This is a genomic window from Nonomuraea sp. NPDC048901 (genome assembly GCF_040649695.1).
Classification (GTDB): Bacteria; Actinomycetota; Actinomycetes; order Streptosporangiales; family Streptosporangiaceae; genus Nonomuraea.
This window is the reverse complement of the sequence record NZ_JBEZFW010000002.1, coordinates 689,188-711,088: the sequence shown is the minus strand read 5'-3', so window position 1 is coordinate 711,088 and position 21,901 is coordinate 689,188. Positions and strand designations below refer to the sequence as shown.

Annotated in this window: 18 protein-coding genes; 8 read left to right on the top strand and 10 right to left on the bottom strand. The window is 69.1% G+C overall.

The window, feature by feature from the left end; translation table 11 throughout:
* Nucleotides 1–78: 78 nt before the first annotated feature.
* Nucleotides 79–915: a neutral zinc metallopeptidase gene (locus tag AB0C30_RS08305; RefSeq protein WP_357940950.1), complete on the top strand. Its 837-nt coding sequence runs from the start codon at nt 79–81 to the stop codon at nt 913–915.
* Nucleotides 916–1,044: 129 nt separating this feature from the next.
* Entirely contained in the window at nt 1,045–1,824 is a 780-nt protein-coding gene (locus tag AB0C30_RS08300; RefSeq protein ID WP_357940948.1) for a neutral zinc metallopeptidase, read from the top strand.
* Here the strand turns inward: AB0C30_RS08300 and AB0C30_RS08295 are convergent.
* The 7 genes from AB0C30_RS08295 to AB0C30_RS08265 all read right to left on the bottom strand — a co-directional run bounded on the left by AB0C30_RS08295 (nt 1,821) and on the right by AB0C30_RS08265 (nt 11,156).
* Nucleotides 1,821–3,026, bottom strand: a complete 1,206-nt coding sequence (locus AB0C30_RS08295) for an ROK family transcriptional regulator (RefSeq protein ID WP_357940946.1) — start codon at nt 3,024–3,026, stop codon at nt 1,821–1,823. The two genes, AB0C30_RS08300 and AB0C30_RS08295, sit on opposite strands and share 4 nt — an antisense overlap.
* A gap of 35 nt (nt 3,027–3,061) precedes the next feature.
* The gene (locus AB0C30_RS08290; protein ID WP_357940944.1) at nt 3,062–4,324 is read right to left on the bottom strand and encodes an ABC transporter permease; all 1,263 of its coding nucleotides are present in this window, start codon (nt 4,322–4,324) and stop codon (nt 3,062–3,064) included.
* A complete protein-coding gene (locus tag AB0C30_RS08285) occupies nt 4,321–5,073 on the bottom strand; it encodes an ATP-binding cassette domain-containing protein (RefSeq protein ID WP_357940942.1) in 753 nt (250 codons plus the stop codon). Before AB0C30_RS08285 ends, AB0C30_RS08290 begins: the two co-directional genes overlap by 4 nt.
* Nucleotides 5,074–5,146: 73 nt before the next feature.
* Complete coding sequence (locus tag AB0C30_RS08280) at nt 5,147–6,262, bottom strand: substrate-binding domain-containing protein (protein ID WP_357642521.1); 1,116 nt, start codon at nt 6,260–6,262, stop codon at nt 5,147–5,149.
* Nucleotides 6,263–6,554: 292 nt separating this feature from the next.
* Nucleotides 6,555–7,673 carry a hypothetical protein gene (locus AB0C30_RS08275; RefSeq protein ID WP_357940940.1) on the bottom strand — a complete coding sequence of 373 codons (1,119 nt, stop codon included), beginning with the start codon at nt 7,671–7,673 and terminating at the stop codon, nt 6,555–6,557.
* A complete protein-coding gene (locus AB0C30_RS08270) occupies nt 7,670–8,188 on the bottom strand; it encodes a SigE family RNA polymerase sigma factor (protein WP_357940938.1) in 519 nt (172 codons plus the stop codon). The genes AB0C30_RS08275 and AB0C30_RS08270 overlap by 4 nt, the downstream gene beginning before the upstream one ends.
* Before the next feature lie 148 nt (nt 8,189–8,336).
* Nucleotides 8,337–11,156: an AAA family ATPase gene (locus tag AB0C30_RS08265; protein ID WP_357941485.1), complete on the bottom strand. Its 2,820-nt coding sequence runs from the start codon at nt 11,154–11,156 to the stop codon at nt 8,337–8,339.
* A 341-nt stretch (nt 11,157–11,497) separates the two neighbouring features.
* On the opposite strand from AB0C30_RS08265, the gene AB0C30_RS08260 reads away from it, so the two are divergent.
* Both AB0C30_RS08260 and AB0C30_RS08255 read left to right on the top strand, forming a co-directional pair.
* Nucleotides 11,498–13,852, top strand: coding sequence for a hypothetical protein (locus tag AB0C30_RS08260; protein WP_357940936.1), 2,355 nt, complete (start codon nt 11,498–11,500; stop codon nt 13,850–13,852).
* Nucleotides 13,853–14,000: 148 nt separating this feature from the next.
* On the top strand, nt 14,001–14,513 hold the full coding sequence (locus AB0C30_RS08255) for a hypothetical protein (protein WP_357940934.1): 513 nt from the start codon (nt 14,001–14,003) through the stop codon (nt 14,511–14,513).
* A gap of 102 nt (nt 14,514–14,615) precedes the next feature.
* On the opposite strand, the gene AB0C30_RS08250 is transcribed toward AB0C30_RS08255, so the two are convergent.
* Complete coding sequence (locus tag AB0C30_RS08250) at nt 14,616–15,305, bottom strand: sulfite exporter TauE/SafE family protein (RefSeq protein WP_357940932.1); 690 nt, start codon at nt 15,303–15,305, stop codon at nt 14,616–14,618.
* 136 nt (nt 15,306–15,441) lie between these two features.
* Here AB0C30_RS08250 and AB0C30_RS08245 point away from each other — a divergent pair, with 136 nt between their 5' ends.
* Both AB0C30_RS08245 and AB0C30_RS08240 read left to right on the top strand, forming a co-directional pair.
* The gene (locus AB0C30_RS08245) at nt 15,442–15,777 is read left to right on the top strand and encodes a hypothetical protein (RefSeq protein ID WP_357940930.1); all 336 of its coding nucleotides are present in this window, start codon (nt 15,442–15,444) and stop codon (nt 15,775–15,777) included.
* Nucleotides 15,743–16,072, top strand: a complete 330-nt coding sequence (locus tag AB0C30_RS08240) for a type II toxin-antitoxin system PemK/MazF family toxin (RefSeq protein WP_357940928.1) — start codon at nt 15,743–15,745, stop codon at nt 16,070–16,072. Before AB0C30_RS08245 ends, AB0C30_RS08240 begins: the two co-directional genes overlap by 35 nt.
* Nucleotides 16,073–16,158: 86 nt before the next feature.
* On the opposite strand, the gene AB0C30_RS08235 is transcribed toward AB0C30_RS08240, so the two are convergent.
* Complete coding sequence (locus tag AB0C30_RS08235; RefSeq protein ID WP_357940926.1) at nt 16,159–16,794, bottom strand: TetR/AcrR family transcriptional regulator C-terminal domain-containing protein; 636 nt, start codon at nt 16,792–16,794, stop codon at nt 16,159–16,161.
* Nucleotides 16,795–16,864: 70 nt separating this feature from the next.
* Here AB0C30_RS08235 and AB0C30_RS08230 point away from each other — a divergent pair, with 70 nt between their 5' ends.
* Complete coding sequence (locus AB0C30_RS08230) at nt 16,865–17,788, top strand: ATP-binding cassette domain-containing protein (RefSeq protein ID WP_357940924.1); 924 nt, start codon at nt 16,865–16,867, stop codon at nt 17,786–17,788.
* An 86-nt stretch (nt 17,789–17,874) separates the two neighbouring features.
* On the top strand, nt 17,875–18,711 hold the full coding sequence (locus tag AB0C30_RS08225) for an ABC transporter permease (RefSeq protein WP_357940922.1): 837 nt from the start codon (nt 17,875–17,877) through the stop codon (nt 18,709–18,711).
* Nucleotides 18,712–19,112: 401 nt separating this feature from the next.
* Here AB0C30_RS08225 and acnA read toward each other — a convergent pair whose 3' ends face one another.
* Entirely contained in the window at nt 19,113–21,860 is a 2,748-nt protein-coding gene (acnA, locus tag AB0C30_RS08220; RefSeq protein WP_357940920.1) for an aconitate hydratase AcnA, read from the bottom strand.
* Nucleotides 21,861–21,901: the final 41 nt, after the last annotated feature.

Below are 21,901 nucleotides of genomic sequence, written 5' to 3'. Positions count from 1 at the left end.
TCGAGCTCCATAGAGTCAAATCCACCCACATATGTCCGATCTTGACCTAGTCTTTCCTTCACTATGAACACTCTCCCCATGAAGAAGCTGTCGTCCCTTGTGGCCACAGGCGCGGTTATCGCGCTGGCCGGCGCGGGAACGGCGACAGCCGATGTCAAGCCTGTTTCCGCAGGTCAGCAGGTCGTCCAGCCAGCCGCTCAGCAGGCGGCGCCCCCTCGCGGCAAGGCCGCCGCGACGGCCAGCCCGCTGTACCGGACGGGACGGCTCGCCGGCTCCAACTGTTCGCCCGGCAACCTGCCCAAGGGCAGCACGACGGCTTACAAGCGCTTCCTCTCGACCGTGACGAACTGCCTGAACCGCTCCTGGGCCACCCAGTTCCGCAAGGCCGGCCTCTCCTTCAGCAAGCCGCGGCTGCGCATCATCACCAAGAAGGTCCGCACGCCTTGCGGCCCGTGGAGCGCGGGTGCCGACGGCATCTACTGCTCGACCGACCGCACGATGTACATGCTGATCACCAAGACTCAGCTGCGCCAGCCGTTCGCGCTGGGCATCACCCGGCTGATGGCCCACGAGTACGGCCACCACGTGCAGAACATGTCGGGCATCTGGAACTACTACTGGGCTGCCAGGAACGCCAGCGGCAGGTCCGGCCAGCTCGCGCTCTCGCGCCGGTCGGAGCTGCAGGCGGAGTGCTTCTCCTCGGTCTTCATGCGCACGGTCGAGGGCACGCTGCCCGTCGACTCGGGTGAGTGGGACTACACCGTCAACTGGTTCCGTAAGAACGGCGCCAAGGGCTGGCCGCAGAACGACCACGGCCGGGGCCCGTCGCAGGCGTACTGGATGAACCGCGGCTACGGCTCGGCGTCCCCCGGCTCCTGCAACACCTGGGCCGCGTCGGCGCGTACCGTCGCCTAGTTCTTTCTCCCGTAGTTCTTTCTCCCGCTCTGATGCGGCCGCGCCCTACGGCGCGGCCGCATTGCGCTTTCCGGACAAAGCACAGGTCTCGCGAACAGGGCCCGACCTAGTGGTCTAGTATCCGCGATCGTGCGTATACCCCTTATCGCCGCATCTGTCGGCATGGTCGTGGGTTTGGCCCTATCTGGCACGGCCAACGCGGAGACCACGGCCCCGCAGGTCGCGCAGATCGCGCCGCCCGCCGTACTGGCCAAGAACAAGATCTATCGGTCCGGCACCCCGTCGCCGCAGTCGTGCGCGATCCCCGCGATCCGCAAGGGCAGCGCCGCCTCACTCAAGACCTTCCACCGGGCCATGGCCAGGTGCGCCAACACCTTCTGGGCCACCAGGTTCAAGGCCGCCGGGCTGCGTTACAGCCCTCCGAAGATCGCCATCACGACCGGCAGCGGGTCGGTCTGCGGCAAGATCACCAGCAACGGCGCCCAGTACTGCCCGGCGCAGCGGACGATCGCCATCCGGATCATGAAGCGGGACCTGCAGGACCCGTTCCGGATGAACATCGCGCACTCCGTCGCCCACGAGTGGGGCCACCACGTGCAGCAGCTCAGCGGCATGCTGGACGAGCAGAACAGGCTCTACTGGAGAGCCGGAGGGAGCGCGCGCACGATACTCAGCCACCGCCTGGAGATGCAGGCCGAGTGCTTCGCCGGCGTCTTCTACAGCTCCACCCTCGACTCCATCGACCCGGGCATCACCTGGGACGAGTGGACCGACGCCGTGAGCAGGGCCGGGGAGAGCAAGGTCCACGGCAAGCCGGCCAACCTCGCCTACTGGCAGGACCGCGGCTACAGCGGCGGATCGGCCCGGTACTGCAACACCTGGACCGCGCAGAAGAGCCGGGTCTCCTAGGCGTTGGCCCTGGCCAGCACTTCCAGCGGGTCCGCGAGCACGTGGGCGAAGGCCAGTTCGGCCGCGCCCACGAGCGTCGCGTCGTCGGCCAGGGCCGAGGTGCGCAGCCGCAGCTTCTCCCGCTGCGGCGCCATCGCGTGCAGCGTCAGCCTGGTGCGTACCTGAGCGGCCGCGCCGAGATAGATCTCCCGTAGCATTCCGCCGAAGATGACCATCTCCGGGTTGAAGATGTTGACCAGGTTGGCGACGCCCAGGCCGAGCCAGTCGCCGACCTTCTTGAGCGCCTCCTGGGCCACGATGTCGCCCCGGTCGGCGGCGTCGACCACGGCGCGCACCGCGTCCCTGCCGTGCTGCTCGCCGGCCAGCCGGCCGGCGGTCTCCAGCAGGGCCCGCTCCCCCACCTCGGCCTCCAGGCAGCCGTGCGAACCGCAGCCGCAGGCCCGCCCGCCGGGGTTGACGACCATGTGGCCGACCTCGCCGCCGTAGCCGTCGTGACCGCCCAGCAGGTGACCGCCCGCGATGATCCCGCCGCCGATGCCGACGTCTCCGTGCAGGTAGATCAGGTCCCGGACGGCGGCCCCGACGCCGCGGCTGTGCTCGGCCAGCGCGGCCAGGTTGGCGTCGTTGCCCACGCTCACGGGCAGGCCCAGACCCAGCCTGCGGCCCAGCTCCTCACCGAACGGCACCTCCTCGGTGCCCAGGTTGGGGCCGAACCTGATCATGCCGTCGCCCTTGCGCACCCCGCCGGCGACCGCCGCGGCCGCGCCGACGCAGACCGTGTCGGCCCTGGTCTTGCGCCGCATCTGCCGGGCGAAGCCGGCCAGGATCCCGGCCAGCTCCTCCAGCTCGAACGGGCCGCGCAGGCGTACGGCCTCCCTGCGGTCGAGGATCACCCCGCCCAGCCCGACGCGCGCGACGGCCAGCCGGTCCGGGCCCACGTCGAAGGCGAACACGTAGACCCGCGCCGACTCGGGACGCACCACGAGCGAGGGGCGGCCCGCGCGGCCGGTCTCGCGCGGCAGCTCCTCGCGTACCAGGCCGGCCGCGGTGAGGTCGGAGGTGAGCGCCATGATCGTGCTGCGGTTGAGGCCCATCTTCGACGTCAGCTCGGCGCGCGAGGTCGGCCCGCCCAGATGGACGTGCCGCAACAGGGCGCCGAGGTTGTGACGCCTGATGTCCTCCTGGGAGGGACCGGCACGCATCGTCTGGGCTTCCTTAAAGGGGTGAGAGTCGCTGATCACCTTAGACCAGCGGCTGCCGCCCGCTTGCGCGCCAGAGCGTCGACACCCGCGGCCAGGAGCAGAACGAACCCCGTGACCAGGTATTTCACACTCGCACCGTACCCCATCAGGCCCATGCCGTTCTCGATCACCGCGACCACGGCGCCGCCGAGTATCGCGTCGAGGACCCGCCCCTTCCCGCCGAACAGGCTGGTGCCGCCGATGACCGCGGCGCCGACCGCGTACAGCAGCACGGAGCTGCCGCCGGTGTTCGGGTCGACCGAGCTGGCCCGGGAGGCGGCGACGATGCCGCCGACGGCGGCCATCGCGGAGCAGATCACGAACGCGCTGATCCTGATCCGGTCGACGCCGATGCCGGCTCTGCGGGACGCCTCCGCGTTCCCGCCGACCGCGTAGATGTGCCGGCCGAACGCGGTACGGCGGAGCACGAACGTCCACGCGACCAGCAGCACGAGGATCACCGGCACCACGATCGGCACCCCCATGAGCGAGCTGATGGCCGGGTTGCGGGAGCGTTCGAGGTTGAGCACGTAGACGACAACACCCCCGATGATCGCCAGCGCGCCCACGCGGGCGGCGATCAGCGAGAGCGGGTCGGCCACCAGCCCGCGCTTCGACCGCCGGCCGGCCCTGAGGAGCTGGAGGGCGGCGTAGCCCGCCACGCAGGCCGCGAAGAGCGCCCAGCCCAGCCAGACCGGCAGGTTCTTGTTGGCGATGGCGACGATGACGGGATCCCGGATCGAGATGTTCGTCCCCTCGTCGACCAGCACCAGGACCAGCCCCTGGAAGGCGAGGAAGGCGGCCAGCGTCACCACGAAGGACGGTATGCCCACCTTGGCCACCAGCGTGCCGAGCACGGTGCCGATGACGATGCCGGTGAGTATCGCCGCCCCCACGCAGACGTACCAGGGCAGGCCCATGTTGGTGAGCGTCACCGCGAGCACCGCCGCGCAGACGCCGCTGGCGAAACCGGCCGACAGGTCGATCTCGCCGAGCAGCAGCACGAACACCAGGCCCATCGCGATCACCGTGACCGCGGCGCCCTGGGTGAACAGGTTCGCGATGTTGATCGCCGTGAGGAAGGCGGGACGTGCGATGGCGAAGACGGTGCAGAGCACCAGCAGGCCGAGTACGGCCGGCAGCGCGCCCATGTCGCCGCCGCGTACCCGCTCGATGTAGGCGGTGACGCTGTGCCCGATCGACGGCGACTGCTTCGCGGTGACGATCGCCTCGCCGGGGAGTTCCTTGACCTTGTTCATTGCGCGATCCCCAGGTCTCCGCTCCGGCCGGATGTGATCAGTTCGACGACCTGCGCGTGCGTCACGTCGGCGGTCCTGACCTGCGCGGCCATCCTGCCGAGATAGAGCGCCGCGATCTGGTCGGAGACGGCGAAGACGTCGTTCAGGTTGTGCGAGATGAGGACGACGGCCAGGCCGGTGTCGGCGAGCCGGCGTACCAGCTCCAGCACCTGCGCGGTCTGGGCGACGCCGAGGGCGGCCGTCGGCTCGTCGAGGATGACGACCTTGCTGTTCCACAGGACGGCCTTGGCGATGGCCACCGTCTGGCGCTGACCGCCGGACAGGCTGGACACCTGCTGCCTGATGGACTTCACCGTACGGACGGACAGTCCGTCGAGCGTCTGTGTGGCCAGTTCCTCCATCGACGCCTCGTCGAGCACGAGCCCGCTGCGGCGTTCCCTGCCGAGGAACATGTTCTGGACGATGTCGAGGTTGTCGCAGAGTGCGAGATCCTGGTAGACGATCTCGATACCCAGCTCACCGGCGTCACGCGGGCCGTGCACCTGGACGGGGCGGCCGTCGAAGAGGATGTCGCCCCCGTCGATCGGGTAGATGCCGCCGATGCACTTGACCAGCGTCGACTTGCCCGCGCCGTTGTCGCCGACCAGGGCCGTCACCTCGCCGGGGTTGGCGGCGAAGGTGACGTCATGCAGGACCTGTACCGGGCCGAAGCTCTTGTCTATCCCGCGCACTTCGAGCAGGGGGGTCATGAGGCTCCCTTGGGGAGGGGTACGGCCGCCCTCTTAGGTCGCGGCCGTACCCGGTTCCGCTTTCTTCCTTTTCCTACTGAATTCCGGCCGAGGTGCACTTGGCGGCGAAGTCGCCGGTGCACAACTCCTCCTTGGTCACGTAACCGTCCGCCACGACGTCCTTGACGTTGTCGAGGTAGATCGGCTGCGGGTCGAGCAGTTCGGACGGCACGTCCTGGTTGCTCTGCGGGTCCTTGACGCTGCCGCTCGCCGTGGGCTTCTCACCCTTGGCCAGCGCGACCGCGAGCTTGGCCGCCGCGTCGGCCTCCTTCTTGACGGCCTTGTAGACGGTCATGCACTGGTCGCCGACCAGGATGTTCTGCAGACCCTGGACCGTGGCGTCCTGGCCGGTCACCGGGACCTTGCCGTTGAGGTTGTTCTTCTTCAGCACCGTGATGGCGGCGTTGCCGAGACCGTCGTTGGCGGCCAGCACGCCGGCGATCTTCGGCGCGCTGGTCAGCATCTGCTCGAAGATGGTGCCGGCCTGGGCGTTGTCCCAGTCGGGCACGGACTGGTCGGGGCCCTTGACGTAGTCGCCCGAGTCGTACTTGGGCTTGAGCACGCCGTCATACCCGGCCTTGAAGAGGGTGGCGTTGTTGTCGGTCGGCGAGCCGTTGAGCTCGGCGATGATCGGCTTGCTGGCCTTCTTGTCGGTCAGGCACTTGACCAGGCCCTCGCCCTGCAGGGTGCCGACCTTGGTGTTGTCGAAGCTCACGTAGTAGGCGGCGCCGCCACCCAGCGTCAGCCGGTCGTAGTCGATGGTCGCCACGCCCTGGGACTTGGCCTTGTCGATGACCGTCTTGCCGGTGCCGCTGTCGAGGTTGACGATCATCAGCACGGTGGCGCCGTTGGTGATCATCTGGTCGGCGATGGTCTGGAAGGCCGTCTTGTCGTTCTGGGCGTTCTGGATGTCGTAGGCCACCCCGGCGGCCTTGAACGCCTCTTCCAGGTACTTGCGATCCGCCGTCTCCCAGCGGGCCGAGGACTTGCTGTCGGGCAGGATGACGCCGATCTTGCCGGCCTTCTGCGAGCTCTGCGTGCTCTGCGCGGAAGACGTGGACGAGGTCGGACCGCTGTTGCCCCCGCAGGCGGTGAGACCGAGGGCTAGAACGGCGGCCGCGGCGGTCAGGCTGAGGATCCCCTTGCGCATAGTGCAGGGTCCTTTCTTCCGGAGGGCCCGGATGAATGTTGTTTGCGGCAACGTATTCCGGGACGGCCTGCTTTGGAAGACCTATGAAGGGGGGAGTTTGTTGTTCCGGATAACAATCTAGAAACGCGCCTGACATCGGAGGTTCACCGTGCGCGTGCCGCCGGACACCCGAAACGCCGCACCGACCGGGGGGATCCGGCCGGTGCGGCGTCTCTTGGGCGACTCTTGGGCGGCGTCTCTTGGGCGGCGTCTCTTGGGCGGCGTCTCTTGGGCGGCGTCTCTTGGGCGACTGTCAGCCGCTCGCGGCTGCCCCGGGATAGATCAGGTTCATGGCCTTGCCTGACTGCCGGTCCAGGAGCCGAGCCCGCCCGGTGTTGACGTCGACCGCGTACGAGCGCTCGCCTTCCTTGCCCCCGTACAGCAGCGTGACCTCGGATGCGCTCTGCCAGATCGTGGTGCCGATGACGCCCCCGCGGTCGTCCGGCAGGCCGCGGACGGACACCTTGCGCAGGGTCTCGCCGGTCTTGGCGTCGAGCAGGGTCAGTATGCGCTCTTCGTGCCTCGGGACCTCGCCCTTGCCGACCTTCGGGAACTCGACGGCGACCACCGTACGACCGTCGGGCGCTACTTCGCTGAACATGATGAACACGCCGTTGAAACGCACCGGCTTGCCTCCCCCCGTGACGGGCATGAGCCACAGGTCGGTCTTGCGATAGCGGACCAGTTCGGCGACGCCGCCCTTGACGCTGACCGGCTCGTACTTGCCGTTGATGTGCGTCGTCCTGCCGGTGCGCACGTCGATCAGCATGCCGGGATACTTGCTGCCCTCGCGCGGGTCGAAGGCGATGTACCGGCCGTCGTCGGAGAGCACGAGCATGGAACCCACGCCGATCCGCTCCTCCTTGATGGTGACCGCCGACGTCGTCTCGGAGCCGCCCACCAGGTCGCGCACCACGTGCGCCTGAGCGTCGCGGCTGTAGTAGGCGAGCAGGCGGCCGTCCCGGCTGATCGCGACGGGCACCCGCTCGCCCTTGGCGGTCTTGGCGAGCGCCTGCGGCACGCGGTAGGTCTTGCCGGCGCGGGTGACCAGCCGCCACTCGACCGCGGTGCAGTCGATCTCATGCTCGACGACCTTGCAGGATGTCATGTACGCGCGGCTGATCGCCCCCACCTTGCCCGGGGGCAGGTCGGGCACGGCCTCTTGGCCCTGCCGCGTGGCCGTCTGGGCACCACGCGGCCACGGCACCGCCACCACCACTGCCACCGCCGCCGTCACGCACAGCACCGCCACGGCGGATGCCGTCAGCACGGTCCGCCGCCTGTGCCGGTGGCCCGCGATGGCCACGTCGGCGAGGCTCACCAGCGGCGCCTCCTCTGCGATGTCCCCCAATGCCTCACGCAGTCTCGTCATCGTGCCACCTCCACAACCTCGGGATCGTCCAGCAGATGCAGCAGTTCGGGGGCGACCTCGCGCAGGCGGGCCAGCGCGTGATGGGTCTGGCTCTTGACGGTGCCGACCGCGCAGCCCAGCACCTCGGCCGTCTGCGCCTCGGTCAGGTCCTCCCAGAAACGCAGCACGATCACGGCCCGCTGCCTGCGCCCCAGCTTGGCCAGCGCCTGGCGCAGCACGATCCGGTCGAGCACGGCTCCGTCGGAGTAGGCGCCCCGCTCGGGCGGGTCACCGCTCGGCACCTCGGGACGTAATCTGCGCTTCCAGGAGATGTACTGGTTGACCATGGCCTTGCGGGTGTACGCCTCCGGGTTGCCGCCCTTGACCAGCTTGGACCAGTGGCCCACGACATTGATCAGGACGCTCTGCAGCAGGTCCTCTGCCAGGTGCGGGTCTCCCGTGAGCAGGTACGCGGTCCGCATCAGGGCTTGCTGGCGGGCGAGCACGAACTCACGGAAGCCGTCGTGACGGTCCAATGTGATCTCCTCTCCCCCGTTGCCAACGCGACTTGTGTGACAAAAGGTTGTATCGCCGAGCACGCACAGGGGGCTCCGGTCCTCAGGAGCTCATGCGGTGGCCGGTCTGGGATCGTGACGGGCAAATCAGCGCTGACGGCTCGATCCCTCAAAGCGGCGCGTGTTCCAGCGCCTGCCTCAGGCCGGCCCGATTGCTGACGCCGAGCTTGCGGTACACGCTGGTCAGGTGTACCTCCACGGTCTTGGGGGTGACGAAGAGGCGCTGGGCGATGTCCCGGTTGGAGTGGCCCGCCGCGGCGAGGGCGGCGACCCGCTGCTCGGCGTTCGTCAGTGCCTGCGGCCCCGACAGCAAGCGGCCTCGCCGGGGTCGGGCTCCCGCTGCCAGCAGTTCGTTCCTGGCCGCCTGGGCGAGTCCGGGTGCGCCGCAGGCCACGGCCAGGTCGAGCGCCTCGGTCAGGGGCACGCGGGCGGCGGTGAGCGTGCCCGCCCGGCGTAGCACCGCGCCGAGGTGGTGCAGGCTGTGGGCGTGCTCCAGCTTGGCGGATGATCCGCGTAGAACCTCTACCGACTCCCGCATCAGCTCGCGGCCCTGCTCGCCGCCGGTCAGCAGGCCCAGCACCCGTAGCGCGCGGCCGAGCGCGCGGGGCGCGCCCCATCGGCGCGCCAGTTCGAGCTCTTCCGCAGCGAGCGCCCGCGCCTGCGCGCTACGGCCCCGGGCGTGCAGGCTCTGGGCGGCCCGGGTACGCCACGGCACGCACGCGGGATTGCCGAACCCGTGTACAGCCAGGTTGTGGCCGGCCGCGACGGCCAGCACGGCGGACTCCTCGTACCGTTGCTGAGCCTGTCGCACGGCGGCCAGGGCATCGAGGTAGAAGTACCACGGCCCGACCGGCGGCACGGGATCGGGCGCTCCCACCCACTCCAGCGCCGCCGCCGCCTGGTCGGGCAGCTGCCGCTCCAGCAGGGTGAGAGCCAGGAACGCTCCGGCGAAGGGGCGCCCCGAGTCGATCCCGGCGAGGTCGATCACCCTTACGGCCTCTCGCAGGTCGGCCTCGGCGCCGGGCAGTTGTCCGCGCCATAGCCTGCCCAGGCCGCGATAGGTGAGCACGGCGGCCAGGGCGAAGGTCGATCCGTGTGCGCGACCGTGCTCCAGGGCACGTTCGATGCTGGCCATGGGATCGTCCAGGTCGGCGGATAACAGCACTCCCCACACGCCGTTGAGCGCCGGCCAGCCGATGGCCTGATAGATCAGCACATCGTCGGCGAGGCCGCGCAGCCCTCGCTGGATCGCGGCCGGATCGCCGGCCATGCCGTCGCGCGTGGCGATCACGCAGTCGAGCATGCGTCCGCCGGCGCTGTCATGGGGCGTCAGAGCCCGGAGTTCCTGGAGCTCACGGTCGGCGGCATCGCGGTCGGCTCCGGTGAAGATGCTCTTGATGAGCGTCGTACTGGCCAGCAGCCTGCGGCGTAGCTCCTCATCCTCGTCGGGCACCCATTCCCGGGCCCGCGCCAGCACACTGAGCGCCTCGTCGATCCGGCCCACCAGCGAGCAGGCGAGCGACAGGGCGTAGGCCAGCTCCGCCCGCTGACGGAGCTCGGTGGCCAGCTCCAGCGCGTCGGCCAAGTGAGTGACCGCGGCGCTCTGGTCGACATGGGCGGCCGCCATGCCCGCCGTCGTCAGCACCTCCACCCGCCGGACATCGTTGTCGTCCATAGCGGCCAGGCAGCGCTGGAGGTAGCTCAACGCGGCCTGCGGCGCCCCGCGGGCCCGGGCGTCATCGGCGGCGCGGCGCAGTGTGGCGATGGCGGTACGGTCGCCGCCGGGCGGAATCCTGAGCAGGTGGACCGCGGCCTGCTCGGCCGGGGCACCCGCGGTGGCCAGCAGCCCGGCGGCGCAGCGGTGCCGATCGACGCGTTCGGTCACGCTCAGCCGGTCGTAGACGGCCGCCTGCACCAGGGGATGGACGAACTCCACCCGGCCGTCGTCCACACGGAGGATGTCAGCCGTGACCAGGTCCGCGATGGCGTCCGCGGCTTCGGCCGCCGGCAGACGGGCCAGCTTGGACGCCATGGCGATCGGCGCACCGCCCAGTGTCGCGACCGCCCCCGCGACCGCCGCGTCGGCCTTGGGCAGCCTGTCGAGCCGGAGCGCGATCCGGCGGCCGACCGCGTCCGCGCCCAGGCCCGCCACGCGCGGGGCGTTGGCGTTCGTCGGCGCGAGGTCGCCGGTCCGCACTGTGCACGCCAGTTCGCGCAGCAGCAGCGGGTTGCCGGCCGCGGCCGTCTGACAGGCCACGACGAAGTCGTCCTCGCAGCCGTCCGGCAGCAGCTCGCGCAGGAGTTCCGCGCTGGCGGTCCCGGTCAGCGGCGCGAGCCTGCGCACCTGGCAACCGTCATCGGCGGTGATCAGATCCAGCAGTCTGGTCGCGGCGCCCGTCTCGCCGGGCCGCAACGCCGCCACGACCATCAGTCCCAGCCCGTCCAGGCGCGGCAGCAGATAGGCCAGGAACCGCAGCGACGACTCATCCGCCCAATGCAGATCATCGCAGAGCAACGCCAGTGAGCCGCCTCGGGCCGCGAGCTTGTACAGGCCGTGCAGCACCGCGAAATCGCCCACCGCGCCCTGCCCCGGTCTGGCCGGGCCGAAGACGGCCTCGGCCGCCGCGCCCGCATCCGACAGCAGGGCGGCCCGCTCACCCGCCGGCATGCCCGCCAGCCACGGCTCGAACAGCTGCCGCGCCACCCCGAAGCCGAAATCGCGTTCCAGCTCCGTGCCGCGCGCCGTCAGGACCCGCAATCCCGCCGAAGCGGCGATCTGCCTCGCCTGCGCCAGCACGCTGGTCTTGCCCAGACCAGCCGATCCGCTGATCAGCACGAGCCGGCCCTGCCCGGCTCTGGCCGACCTCGCGGCGTCAGCGAGTGACGCGAGGTGATCCTCACGCTCCCGCAGCCGCACCTGACCCACCATCGCTCTCACCGCCCGCGTCACCATCGCACGGCGACGGCCCCTATGTCTGCGCAATAAAACGCCTCCAGCGGACGGGGAGGGTCCGCCAAACCTTGGGGTCGCGGTTGGGGGTCCGCCCTAAAGCCCTCGGCACCAGGTACGGGCCAGCCTGATCTGGACGCCTGGTCCGCACCCTTGGCCCAGGCAGCGGAAATTCATCTCATAAAAGGGGAAAAATCATGTCCATCGCCCGCCGCCTGGCAGGGCTGAGTCTCGCCGTAACCGCCGCCGGCGACACATCGAGAAGGCGAAGAAGTCAGTTCAGGCGCTCGAAATCGGGGGCGCATCGCCGTTGGCGTTTGATGTCCGCCGGCATGCTCGGGGCCGGCCTGCTCTTATCCGGCGCCCCCGGTAAGGCGGTTGCGCAACCAACGGCGCCTACTCCGGTCACCGCGCCCATCGAGGTCTCCGCCGACCTCACACAGTTGCCCGCGGTAGGGCAGACCGCGACGCTGCGGGTGACGGTGAACAGCAAGGTGGCGCGGGCGGGCGCCGACGTGGCGATCGAGTTGCCACCCAACCTGACCTGGTCGAACGCGCCGCGAGGGCTCTCGACCAGCGACGTGGCGTCCACAGATCCGACGCGTGCGGGCACCGTCCACCGGGCCGCCGCGCACGTGGACCTGGCCGCCGGCGCCACCACATATGAGGGGGCGGTGCGGGCGACGGCCGCGGGCTATGCCGAGATCATGGCGTCCGCTTCGGCGCCAAGTCTCGTCGGCAAGAACGGCGACAGAGACACCGTCGACTTCACGGTGGCCGCGTCCGGTGGCGAGTCACGCGCCGGAGCCGTCACGGACGACGTCGCCGCGGTGCGGGCCGTTGTGGACACCTCCGCGATACCGGCGCCGACCCGGTCGGACAAGCAGGTGGACTCGGCGGTCACGCCTGTGGATCGGGCCGTCACATCGACGGACAGGCCGGTGAACCCAGCCGTCACACCGACGGACAAGCGGGCGGACTCGGCCGTCACACCGACGGACAAGCCGGATCACCCGGGCGTCGCGCCGACGGGCGCCCCAGGGCCGGACCCGAAGCCGGTGATCGCCTGCGTCAAGGGCACCGCGTTGTACAACGCCGCCGGTAGCAATCATTTCTCGCAGTTTCTGCGCGCCGAGGTTCTCGGGTTCGGCACCGTCCTGGCCAGCGGGTACACCGACCGCAGCGGAAACTACAAGCTCTGCTTCGACGCCACCGGTGATTCCCCCAACATCGAGATCCGGTTCACCACGGACAACCCGCACTGGGTCGTGGCGCAGGACGGCATCCCCTTCACCTGGACCAGTTGGGGCCAGACGGTGACGAGTGGCACGGTCGACTTCGGGCAGTCGTTCCCGCCGAGCTCGAAGCAAAAGGCCGCGCATGCCTTCGACGAGCTGGCCGACGTGTGGTTCTGGATCCCGGACCCGTGCTGGGACGGCAACGAGAACCCATGCCGGAAATACAAGGTGAGCATGGGACCGAACGTGAATCGCACCCACTACGACCACGGCACGGACACCATCTGGCTGCAGGCGGACGACCCCGACACCCCGGACGCCGTGGTGCACGAGGTCGGCCACGCTGTGATGGACGACCTGTTCAACGACGCGCCGATGTCGATCGCGAACTGCAACCCGCACTTCCTGTTCGAGGTCTCCTCGGACACCTGCGCCTGGGTCGAGGGCTGGGCGGACTGGTTCCCGTTGGCGGTGTACGGCAAGTCGGACTTCTGGACGAACCCGTTCGATGTCAGCGACCTCGACCTGGTGGAGTACAACAACACCGGTGGCATCACGGTGGAGGCGAACGTCGCCGGAGCGCTGCTCGACCTGGGCGACAGCGCCATCAGCGCGGTGGACTACTGGGACTACGCGCACGAGGGTCCGCACAGCATCTTCAACACAGTGCGGGATTCGTCCTCTACGTTGCAGAACTTCGTGCAGTACTGGGGACAGCGTCCGGACCAGGGCGTTGGCGTCGACCCGCAAGGCAGCGCCTACAACAACGGCATCCAGATCGGGATCGGGTTGTTCCACGATCCCCTGCCGAGGGATACGCCGCGCAAACGGCCGAGGCCGTTGCCGGCGCAGAATTTCCGGTTCGACGCGGTGCCCACCTACTGGAGCGTCGTCGGCGCCCGGCCGCAGTCGGGCAATGACGTGAACGTCAAACTGCTCAATAACCACGGTTCCGCACTCGTGGAGAGCACGATCACGGGGTCGGTCACCGATTTCGTGGCGGTCGACTCGAACAAGCAGCCCGCCGATACCTACCGCGCGACGGTCTCCCTCGGTTCGGACAACCTCCCGTACATGATCGAGTTCGGCGGCGGACGCGCCATCTCGGGTGAAACGACGACCGACACGATCACCATGGGCGGCGACAACGTCATCGCGGCGCGAGACCTGGCGGTCCCACCCGGAAGAACGATCAAGGTAACGCTCACACCGTTGAACAACCAGGATCCGGAGATCTTCCTGCTGTCGAGCGCGTCCGGGAACTTCCAGACGCGGGCCCAGGCGGTGGCGTCGTCGACGACCCACGGGCCCGGAGTGCCGGAGGAGTTCACCTTCGCCAACACCGGTTCGACCGACACCTGGTTCGGCTTCGTGCTGACCAACCCCACCGCGGTCGCGGGTGACTACACGCTGACGACCCAGCTGCAACCGAAGTGACACGTGGCGGAGCTGGGGTAGTCCGCCGGCCTTCCCAGGACGGCGAACTACCCCGGCCCATCGTTGGCGCACGCCAACACAGAACAAAGTTCTAGAGATATCCAACGTCCAGCACATCAACCCGCGGAAGCGATCAAAGGAGAAACCCATGTCCATGCGCCGCGCGTTCAGCCTGGCGGCGGCCGGGCTCGCCGCCGGTGCGGCACTCACCGTACCGGCCGGCGCCGCCCACGCCGCCCCCGCCAAGTGGGTCACCGGCACGTTCAAAGCCTGCACCTACGAGGTGCCCATGGTGAGCGCCCAAGGCGACTGTAAGACCATTAACGTCAACACGGTCATCCAACCGGGAGAGGTCCAGGCCTACTTCCTGGACACCCATTCGCGGCCCGTCTACTCCCCCGGGTATTTGGGCACATTCGGCCTCCGCTTAGGCGTCACCGCGGCACAACAGGCCTACGTGCAGGTGGCCATCAAGAAGCTGTACTGGCTGGACACGGGCATCCAGCTCAAGGTCAGCCCGTACCCCGACCTTGTGGGCAACGTCATCGCCATCGAGCCCACCGCGGACTTCAGCGACTTCGCGGTCAACACCTTCTGCGGGAACGCGCCGACCACCAATTGCAGCCGAACCATACTCGACGTCTCACTGAGGGCAACCTAGGCGCCGTACCACCGCTTACAGGCCCTGACCGTTAGCCGGTCAGGGCCTGACGCTCGGCCGATCAGGCACGGACGACATGAAGGCGCGGACGCGGCGGGCGGCTCAGGCGGTCAGGCTCTGACCGATGAGGGCGACGGCCGAAAGGGCGGCGACCACCAGCACCGCGGTCCGTACCTTCCCGCCGTCCAGGTAGCGCCGCAGCGGCCCCGACACCAGGAACCCGAGCACCATCGGCACGATCAGCACGGCCCCCGTGATGGCCGCCCGGCCGGAGAACTCCCCCACGAAGCCCAGGACGGCCAGCGACTGCGCGGCGCCTAGGAAGAAGACCATCGCCAGCGTCGCCCGGATCTGCGGCCCCTTGGCGTGCTGGTACACCAGCGCGATCGGCGGCCCGCCGACGCCGGTCGCGGTGCCGGTGATGCCCGAGAAGAACCCGGCCCCCGCGATGGTCGCATCGTTGCGCGGCACGCTGACCGCCCACGCCGTGAGCCCCACCGCGATGAGCACCATGACCCCCACGAAGACGCCTCGCGTGTAGACGGATATGTAGACCAGGACGACTCCACCTATAGCCGCACCGGGCAGCCGTCCCAGCACCGCGAAAACCACCCCGCGCCAGTCCACCTTCCGCCACTCCGCGGCCAGCGTGAACAGCGGCAACGTGAGGTTGACCACCTGAATGGCGGTGGGCATCAGGGAGTGGTCGAGCATGGTGAGCACCGGCGCGGCCACCAGCCCCAGCCCGAACCCCACGCTGCCCTGGACAACCGCCCCAATGAAGACCGCCAAACCGCCAACAATCAGCACTAATGCCATCTGAGTCACGGAGGAGAGTCAATCATCTTTACTCTGTGTTGCCGTTCAAGCAGTATGCGTTACGACGAGGGTGTAGGTTTCTTCCCGACGCAGACGTAGCCTCCGGAGTATGAACGTGAAACAAAAAGCGACGACGATACGCGTCAGCGTCAAGACCCGGGACAGAATCGCCGCACTTGCCAGAAAGGCGGGTGAACCCATGACCGCGATCATCGACCAGGCCATTCGGGAGTTGGAGAAGAAGCACCGCTGGCAACATGTCGCGGACCAGATGGAACGCACGAGGAAGGAGGACCCGCGAGCCTGGGCCGACTATCTCGCCGAGTCCGAGCTGGTCCAGGGCCCACCGTCAAGCTCCCTCCGCATCGCACCCGAGTGGGAGGGGCTCATCACGTTTCCCGAGGAGAGAGATGAGGGTGATCCAAGGCGAGATCTGGCTCGCTGAGCTGGGCGAGCCCACCGGACGGGAGCAGGGCTACCGTCGCCCCGTGCTCGTCGTGAGCAACGACGGCTTCAACGCCGCAGCCGCAGTAAAGATCATTGTCCCCCTGACAACGACCGAGCGCGGATGGGACAACCACATCCCGGTCAGCCGCGAAGGCACGGGGCTCGACAAACCCAGCTGGGCCATGGTCGAGCACGTGCGAAGCGTGTCTCCCCAGCGATTCACCAGGAGAGTCGGGATCGCTCCCGACGAGGTCGTCCGCGAAGTGACCGACTGGATCGCGGACATCGTCTGACGATTAGTGCCATCCGGCGAAGCGGAATTTCGCCGGGTGGCACCCTCATCGTGCCAGACTCGCCGATCGACCGTCGCCAACCCGCCTCAATCGGCGGCGCTCCCGCTGGACAGTCGCAGCCGCATGCCGTCCAGGATGAGGGCCAGCCCCGCCTCGAACGAGCGGTCGCCCTGCGGGTCGCCCTCCTCCAGCAGGGCCGCCATGATCCGGGGGTAGCGTGCCTGAAACTCCGCCATGTCGGGCCCCGACTCGTCCGTGTCCGGCCGCGTCCGGTCGGCCTGCTCCTCCAGCACGAACCCGGCCACGTAGTTGCTCACCGCGAACAGTCCCCGCGCCGCGTCCGCCACCGTGAAGCCCGCCAGCTCCAGCGCCTCCACCGCCCGCTCCACCATCGCGAACATCTCAGGTGACGACCGCGTCCCGGCCGCCAGCCTGGCGCCGTCGCGGTGGGAGTTGAGTATCGACCGGCTGCCGCGGGCGTAGTCGGCCACCCACTCCCGCCACTGCGACGGGTCCGTGAACACCGGCCGCGTCACATGCGGTGCCTCCATGGCCACCGCCATCGCGTCGAGCAACTGCTGCTTGTTCTTGAAGTGCCAGTAGAGCGCCGGCGCCTGCACGCCGAGCTCCGCCGCCAGCCGCCGCAAGGTGAGGCCGTCGAGGCCCACCTCGTCGAGCAAGCGGAGCCCCGTCGCCACGATGGTGCCTTTTTCGAGTGCCACGGTTGACAGTTTAACAACGTTCAATGCATCCTTAACAGCGTTAGATTTAACGGCGTTAAGGAGGTTCGTCGTGATCCACGCGGAAGGGCTCCGGAAGAGTTACCGGTCCAAGGACGCGCTGGCGGGCATCGACCTGTCCGTGCCGGCGGGCACGGTCTGCGGGCTCCTCGGGCCCAACGGGGCGGGCAAGACCACCGCCGTACGCATCCTCACCACCCTCCTCCGCCCCGACTCCGGTCACGCGGAGGTGGCGGGGCTGGACGTGGTGCGGGACGCGGCGCGGCTGCGCTTCATGTTCGGGCTCGCCGGGCAGCACGCGGCGGTCGACGAGTTGCTCACCGGGCGGCGCAACCTGGAGATGTTCGGCAGCCTGTACCACCTGCCCAAGGCGGCGGCCCGGCGGCGGGCCGACGAGCTGCTCGAGCGGTTCGACCTGACCGACGCCGCGAACCGGCGGGTCAAGACGTACTCAGGGGGCATGCGCCGCCGCCTCGACGTGGCCGCCAGCCTGATCGTCGCGCCGCCCGTGCTGTTCATGGACGAGCCCACGACCGGCCTCGACCCGCGCAGCCGCCTCGGGCTGTGGGAACTGCTGCGCGACCTGGTCACCGAAGGGACCACGCTGCTGCTCACCACTCAATACCTGGACGAGGCCGACCGTCTCGCCGACCAGATCGTCCTGCTCGACCAGGGGCGGGTCGCCGCCTCCGGCTCACCCGCGGAGCTGAAGCAGCGGATCGGCGGCGACCGGGTGCAGGTCGTCCTCCGCGCGGCCGCCGACGTCCCCCAAGCCCTCGACCTGGTACGGCGCGCGGCCGATGAACGGCAGGTGGAGGTGGTGGACGAGCGGCGGGTGACGGTGGCGGTCGAACACGGGGCGCAGTCGCTCATCCGCATCGCCGGCGCGCTGGACACGGCCATGATCCCGGTCGAAGACCTGTCCCTCCGTCGCCCCACCCTGGACGAGGTCTTCCTCCACCTGACCACCACCTGACCACCCGACCACCAGCCCACAGCCGCTGACCGCCACCCGACCCGCCCTTCCGGCAGGTCCGGCCGATTCCCACGAGGTGACTCCACATGACCCTTGTCCACGTACCCGCTCCACCGACGACGCTCGGCGAGCGCCTCCGCTGGACGATCTCCGACTCCCTGACCATCGCGCGCCGCACCTACTTCAGGCTGATGGCGCAGCCAGGGGAAATAGCGGGATACCTGGTGTTCCCCGTTGTCATGACCATCCTGTTTGGCTATGTCTTCGGCAGCGCGATCACCCTCCCCGGTGGGGGCGACTACCGCAGTTACCTGATGCCCGGCATCTTCATGCAGGTCATGGCGATGACCGCGGCCGCCGCGGCCACGGCGGTCGGCGAGGACATGGAGCGCGGCATCATCGACCGGTTCCGCGCCCAGCCGATCGCCCGCGGCGCCGTGCTCATCGGCCGCAGCGTCGCCGACCTGTCCATGCACCTGCTGTCGCTGGCCTCGATGGTGGGGGCGGCGATGCTGCTGGCGGGGTGGCGGGCGCACGGCACCTTCGGGCAGACGGCGGCGGCGTTCGGCCTGCTGGCCCTGTTCGGCTTCGCGATGATCTGGGTGGGCACGTACATCGGGCTGTTCGTCAAGAGTGGCGCCCAGGCGGACGCGGCGACGTTCGGGTGGCTGTTCCCGATGACGTTCCTGGCCAACACGTTCGTCCCGACGGAGGGGCTTCCCGCCTGGATCAAGCCGCTCGCCGACTGGAACCCGATGAGCGCCGTGGTCGCCGCCGCCCGCCTGCTCTTCGGCAACCCGACGTCGCACTCCACCGCCTGGCCGCTCCAGCACCCGATCGCGGCGAGCCTGCTGTGGTCCGGGGCGCTCATCGTCGTCTTCATGCCGTTGGCCGTCCGCGCCTACCGCCGTATATCCCGCTGATCCGCCGGGTGACGTAGGCCGAAGCAGGCGGCCAAGAACGCGCACGTCACGGCGCCCAGCCCCGTGAACCGCAGGAGCGTGCCCCTGGATGGGGCCCGGCCATGGACGGCGGGTGGGGCTCACCGTGCCTGCCGTAAAAGGGAAGTGCCCGTAAAGCGGGTACGGAGGAGGGCGCCCCTGAACGGGGTCCGGCCACGGACGGCGGGTGGCTCGAAAGCAGATGTCTGCGGGAAGGCAGCAAAGCGCCGCCCGGCGGTGTGGTGCCGGGCGGCTCTTCGTGGTCGGGTGGTTCACCCCCGATGTGGGCGCGTGAGGTCGCGCCCGCCCGGCCGCGGGAAGTGCGGCGCGGGATCCCGGCGGCCTCCGCTCAGCTGATGGCCGAGGCGGAGACGCGGGAGAACTTAGGAGGACTTGGCGAGGAGGGAGCGCAGCACGTACTGCATGATGCCCCCGTGCCGGTAGTAGTCGGCCTCGCCGGGCGTGTCGATGCGGACCACCGCGTCGAACTCCACCTCGCCCGCCTTGACGTGCACGGTCGCCGGGATGCCGCCCTTGTTGAGCTCCTCCACCCCGGTGATGTCGAACGTCTCCTCGCCGGTCAGCCCCAGCGAGGCGGCCGAGACGCCCTCCGGGTACTGCAGCGGCAGCACGCCCATCCCGATCAGGTTGGAGCGGTGGATGCGCTCGTACGACTCCGCGATGACGGCGCGGACGCCCAGGAGCGCCGTGCCCTTGGCCGCCCAGTCGCGCGACGAGCCCGAGCCGTACTCCTTGCCCGCGAGCACCACCAGCGGCGTCCCGGCCGAGGCGTAGTTTACCGAGGCGTCGTAGATGAACGACACCGGCCCCTCGTCCTGGGTGAAGTCGCGGGTGTAGCCGCCCTCGGTGCCGGGCGCGATCTGGTTGCGCAGGCGGATGTTGGCGAACGTACCCCGGATCATGACCTCGTGGTTGCCGCGCCGCGAGCCGTAGGAGTTGAAGTCCTTGACCGCGACCTCGTGCGACTGCAGGTATTGGGCGGCGGGCGTGCCGACCTTGATGGAGCCGGCCGGCGAGATGTGGTCGGTGGTGACCGAGTCGCCGACCTTCACCAGCACGCGGGCGCCGGAAATGTCGGTAACGGGGTCAGGAGTCGAGGGCATGCCCTCGAAGTAGGGAGCCTTGCGCACGTACGTGGAGGAAGGGTCCCACTCGAAGGTGTTGCCCGTGGGGATCGGCAGCGATGTCCAGTGCTCGTCGCCCTTGAACACGTCGGCGTAGTCCCGCTCGAACATGTCGCGCCCGATCGAGGAGTTGACCACGGCCGCGATCTCCTCGGGCGACGGCCAGATGTCGCGCAGGAAGACCGGCGTGCCGTCGGCGCCGACGCCCAGCGGCTCGGTGTCGAGGTCGAGATCCATGGTCCCGGCCAGCGCGTACGCCACCACGAGCGGCGGCGAGGCCAGGTAGTTCATCTTGACGTCGGGGTTGATCCGGCCCTCGAAGTTGCGGTTGCCCGACAGCACGGCGGTGACGGCGAGGTCGTTGGCCTGGATCGCGTCGGAGATCTCCGGGAGCAGCGGCCCGGAGTTGCCGATGCAGGTGGTGCAGCCGTAGCCGACGAGGTTGAAGCCGATCTTGTCGAGGTACGGCTGGAGCCCCGAACGCTCGAAGTAGCCGGTGACGACCTGCGAGCCGGGAGCCAGAGAGGTCTTGACCCACGGCTTGCGGGTCAGGCCCTTCTCGACGGCGTTGCGGGCCAGCAGGGCCGCGCCGAGCATGACGTACGGGTTGGAGGTGTTGGTGCAGGAGGTGATCGCGGCGATGGAGACGATGCCGTGGTCGATCTCGAACGAGGTGCCGTCCTCGAGCGTCACCGAGACCGTCTTGTGCGGGCGGCTGCCGTTGGCGCGGGCGTTGGAGGCGGGCGCGTCGGAGGCGGGGAAGCTCTCTTCCACGGCCTCGTCGATGCCGTCGCCGTCGAAGTCGGTGACGTAGTTGCGCACGTCGCGGCGCCAGGTGTCCTTGGCGGCCGACAGGGCGATGCGGTCCTGCGGGCGCTTCGGGCCGGCGATGGACGGGACGACGGTGCCGAGGTCGAGCTCGATGTACTCGGAGAAGACCGGCTCGGCCGCCGACGGGTCGAGCCAGAGGCCCTGGGCCTTGGCGTAGGCCTCGACGAGCGCGATCTGCTCCTCGGAGCGGCCGGTCAGGCGCAGGTATTCGACCGTCTGGCCGTCGATCGGGAAGATCGCGCAGGTGGAGCCGAACTCGGGGCTCATGTTGCCGATCGTGGCCCGGTCGGCCAGCGGCACGGACGAGACGCCGTCGCCGTAGAACTCGACGAACTTGCCGACCACTCCGTGCTTGCGCAGGATCTCGGTCACCGTCAGCACCAGGTCGGTGGCCGTGGCGCCGGCGGGCAGCTTGCCGTTGAGCTTGAAGCCGACCACGCGCGGGATCAGCATGGAGATCGGCTGGCCGAGCATCGCGGCCTCGGCCTCGATGCCGCCGACGCCCCAGCCGAGGACGCCGATGCCGTTCTCCATCGTGGTGTGCGAGTCGGTGCCCACGCAGGTGTCGGGGTAGGCCTTGCCGTCGCGGATCATGACCACGCGGGCCAGGTGCTCGATGTTGACCTGGTGGACGATGCCGGTGCCGGGCGGGACGACCTTGAACTCGTCGAAGGCCGTCTGGCCCCAGCGCAGGAACTGGTAGCGCTCGTGGTTGCGCTCGTATTCGCGCTCGACGTTGCGCTGGAAGGCGTCGGGGTGACCGAAGTAGTCGACGATGACCGAGTGGTCGATGACCATCTCGGCGGGGGCCAGCGGGTTGATCCGGGCCGGGTCGCCGCCCAGGTCGCGTACGGCCTCACGCATGGTGGCCAGGTCGACCACGCACGGCACGCCGGTGAAGTCCTGCATGATGACGCGGGCCGGGGTGAACTGGATCTCCACGCTCGGCGCCGCCTTGGGATCCCAGCCGCCCAGCGCGCGGATGTGGTCGGCGGTGATGTTCGCGCCGTCCTCGGTGCGGAGGAGGTTCTCCAGCAGGATCTTCAGGCTGAACGGGAGGCGGGCTGCGCCTTCGACGGCGTCCAGCCGGAAAATCTCGTAAGACGCGTCGCCTACGCGTAGCGTGTCACGGCTGCCGAAGCTGTTCGCGGACACGATGATTCGCCTCCTCCATAGACATGTGCTCAGTTGAATCC

Coding starts and splice junctions, on each gene's coding strand:
- AB0C30_RS08265 (WP_357941485.1), bottom strand. CDS start 11,156: ATGGTGGGTCAGGTGCGGCTGCGGGAGCGTGAGGATCACCTCGCGTCA.
- AB0C30_RS08225 (WP_357940922.1), top strand. CDS start 17,875: ATGACCCTTGTCCACGTACCCGCTCCACCGACGACGCTCGGCGAGCGC.
- AB0C30_RS08275 (WP_357940940.1), bottom strand. CDS start 7,673: ATGACGAGACTGCGTGAGGCATTGGGGGACATCGCAGAGGAGGCGCCG.
- AB0C30_RS08260 (WP_357940936.1), top strand. CDS start 11,498: ATGTCCGCCGGCATGCTCGGGGCCGGCCTGCTCTTATCCGGCGCCCCC.
- AB0C30_RS08280 (WP_357642521.1), bottom strand. CDS start 6,262: ATGCGCAAGGGGATCCTCAGCCTGACCGCCGCGGCCGCCGTTCTAGCC.
- AB0C30_RS08255 (WP_357940934.1), top strand. CDS start 14,001: ATGTCCATGCGCCGCGCGTTCAGCCTGGCGGCGGCCGGGCTCGCCGCC.
- AB0C30_RS08305 (WP_357940950.1), top strand. CDS start 79: ATGAAGAAGCTGTCGTCCCTTGTGGCCACAGGCGCGGTTATCGCGCTG.
- AB0C30_RS08290 (WP_357940944.1), bottom strand. CDS start 4,324: ATGAACAAGGTCAAGGAACTCCCCGGCGAGGCGATCGTCACCGCGAAG.
- AB0C30_RS08240 (WP_357940928.1), top strand. CDS start 15,743: ATGAGGGTGATCCAAGGCGAGATCTGGCTCGCTGAGCTGGGCGAGCCC.
- AB0C30_RS08245 (WP_357940930.1), top strand. CDS start 15,442: ATGAACGTGAAACAAAAAGCGACGACGATACGCGTCAGCGTCAAGACC.
- AB0C30_RS08295 (WP_357940946.1), bottom strand. CDS start 3,026: ATGCGTGCCGGTCCCTCCCAGGAGGACATCAGGCGTCACAACCTCGGC.
- AB0C30_RS08285 (WP_357940942.1), bottom strand. CDS start 5,073: ATGACCCCCCTGCTCGAAGTGCGCGGGATAGACAAGAGCTTCGGCCCG.